The following is a 2,154-nucleotide window of genomic DNA, read 5'->3' as shown; positions in this document are numbered from 1 at the left end:
TCCCATCACCCGGATACCCAAAAACCCGATGTATGCCCCACTCACGCACACGCGCCAACACGAAATCCGCAACCGTCGCCATGACCCCTCCATCGCCGATACCGGGCCGGACCTTCCCTCGACTACCCGAGAGCGACGCGGAGTACACCCGCGCAGGCTCTGGTCTGACCACCACGAACGTTCCGCGAGCACCGTCAGCCGCGAATGTGCCGCACCTCGTTTGCGTTCCACACGTGCGGGTAGCAGCCACCGCATGTCGAACGAGTACGTCACCGACGCTGCCGGGCGGTCTCGGCCGAGCGCGTTCCCCCAGCAGGAGCAGCAGCCGCCCGGCAGCACGGACGCGATGGTGCCGGTGCCCGACCACGGCGAGGACAGCTACCGCGGCCACGGGCGGCTGCAAGGACTACGCACCTTGATCACCGGCGGCGACTCGGGAATCGGACGGGCCGTGGCGATCGCCTACGCCCGCGAAGGCGCCGACGTCGCCATCTCGCACCTTCCCACCGAACGCACCGACGCCGAGAAGACCATCGCGTCCGTCACCGCCGCCCACCGCCACGGCGTGGCAGTTCCCGCGGATCTCACCGACGCCGAAGCGTGCTCCGATCTCGTTGCCCGCGCTGCCGACGAACTCGGAACACTGGATGTCCTGGTCAACAACGCCGGGTACCAGATGGCTCGCACGGTCGGCATCGAGCAGATCGGAGCCGATCAGCTCGAGCGAGTGTTCCGGACCAATCTGTACGCACTGTTCTGGATGGTTCAAGCCGCGTTACCTCACCTGAACCGCGGCAGCGCCATCATCAACAACTCGTCGATCCAAGCCTACGAACCCTCGGTGTCCCTGCTCGACTACGCGGCGTCGAAAGCGGCCATCAACAACTTCACCGTCAACCTCGCCGCAGAGCTCGGCCCGCGGGGCATCCGCGTCAATGCGATCGCACCGGGCCCGATCTGGACACCTCTGCAACCATCCACACAGCCACCGGAGAAGATCGAGAACTTCGGACGGGACACACCACTCGGACGAGCGGGGCAACCTGCCGAAGTCGCACCCGCATTCGTCTACCTGGCCTCTCCCACCGAAGCGAGCTACGTCACGGGCACGGTGCTCGGCGTCACCGGAGGCAAACCCGTCTTCTGACGATCGGGGCAGACGAGAAGAGGAGGAGTCATGGCAGACGAAGCACGCACGGTGAACGACATCATTATCGAGGACCACCGCGAGGTCGAGAACCTGTTCCAGCAGATCGAGAACACCGAAGACCCGGACCGGATCCGAAAACTGGCAGACACCGCGATCATGGAACTCGTGCGCCACTCGGTCGCCGAGGAACAGTATCTCTATCCGGCGCTACGCGAGCACCTGTCCGACGGCGGCTCCATCGCCGACCACGAAATCGCCGAGCACGCTGAAGCCGAACAGGTCATGAAGGACCTCGAAGGTACCGACGGGTCGGACCCGGACTTCCAGTCCAAGCTCAACTCCCTGATGAACGACGTCCGCCACCACGTGCAGGATGAAGAGCGTGACGCTCTCCCGCGACTCGCGGCCGCCTGCCCGCACGACCAACTCGTCGAGCTCGGCATCAGGGTCCAACAGGCCAAGGAGTCCGCACCGACCCGGCCCCACCCCGGCGCGCCGGACGAACCACCCATGAACAAGTTTCTCGACCCCGGCATCGGCCTCGTCGACCGCGTCCGCGATGCGCTCACCGACCGTCCAGCTTGACGGAGCTGAAGAGGGCGACCGGCATCTCCTGACAACCGGTTCCGGTTATCGCCGCTGCGCACGCGCCGACGTCAGCGGCCGTGGCGTCTCGGACGGAGACACCGTGAGCCACTCACTTCCCCTGACTATCCGTCGCTCGCGATCGATGGCGGAACCGATCGACGGCGCACCACTCGCCTCGCTGACGCACCTGCCAGGCAAGCCTTGACGGGCGCGCCCATGATGTTGCCGCATGGTCGTCCAGCGCCCGGGTACGAGCCCGGCGACGGACCGACGAGGAGGCAGCACATGCCGGACGGAACCTACGACGTGATCGTGATCGGCGCCGGATCCACCGGTGAGAACGTCGCTGCGCGTGCGGTCCAGGGCGGGCTGTCGGCGGTCATCGTGGAGTCCGGCCTCGTTGGCGGTGACTGCTC

2 protein-coding genes are annotated in these 2,154 nt (G+C 66.2%); both read left to right on the top strand.

What is annotated here, in order from left to right:
• Positions 1–253 precede the first annotated feature (253 nt).
• Positions 254–1,147 (top strand): SDR family oxidoreductase, encoded by an 894-nt coding sequence (locus CLV30_RS25775; protein ID WP_106540120.1) that lies wholly within the window; start codon positions 254–256, stop codon positions 1,145–1,147.
• Between the two features lie 30 nt (positions 1,148–1,177).
• On the top strand, positions 1,178–1,735 hold the full coding sequence (locus CLV30_RS25770) for a hemerythrin domain-containing protein (RefSeq protein ID WP_106540119.1): 558 nt from the start codon (positions 1,178–1,180) through the stop codon (positions 1,733–1,735).
• Positions 1,736–2,154 lie beyond the last annotated feature (419 nt).

Origin of the sequence: Haloactinopolyspora alba, from assembly GCF_003014555.1 — a bacterium.
Lineage (GTDB): Bacteria > Actinomycetota > Actinomycetes > Jiangellales > Jiangellaceae > Haloactinopolyspora > Haloactinopolyspora alba.
This window is presented reverse-complemented; position numbering and strand designations above follow the sequence as displayed.

What these genes read in the sequence shown, in the direction of transcription:
- CLV30_RS25775 (WP_106540120.1), top strand. Translation starts at nt 254, where the DNA reads ATGTCGAACGAGTACGTCACCGACGCTGCCGGGCGGTCTCGGCCGAGC.
- CLV30_RS25770 (WP_106540119.1), top strand. Translation starts at nt 1,178, where the DNA reads ATGGCAGACGAAGCACGCACGGTGAACGACATCATTATCGAGGACCAC.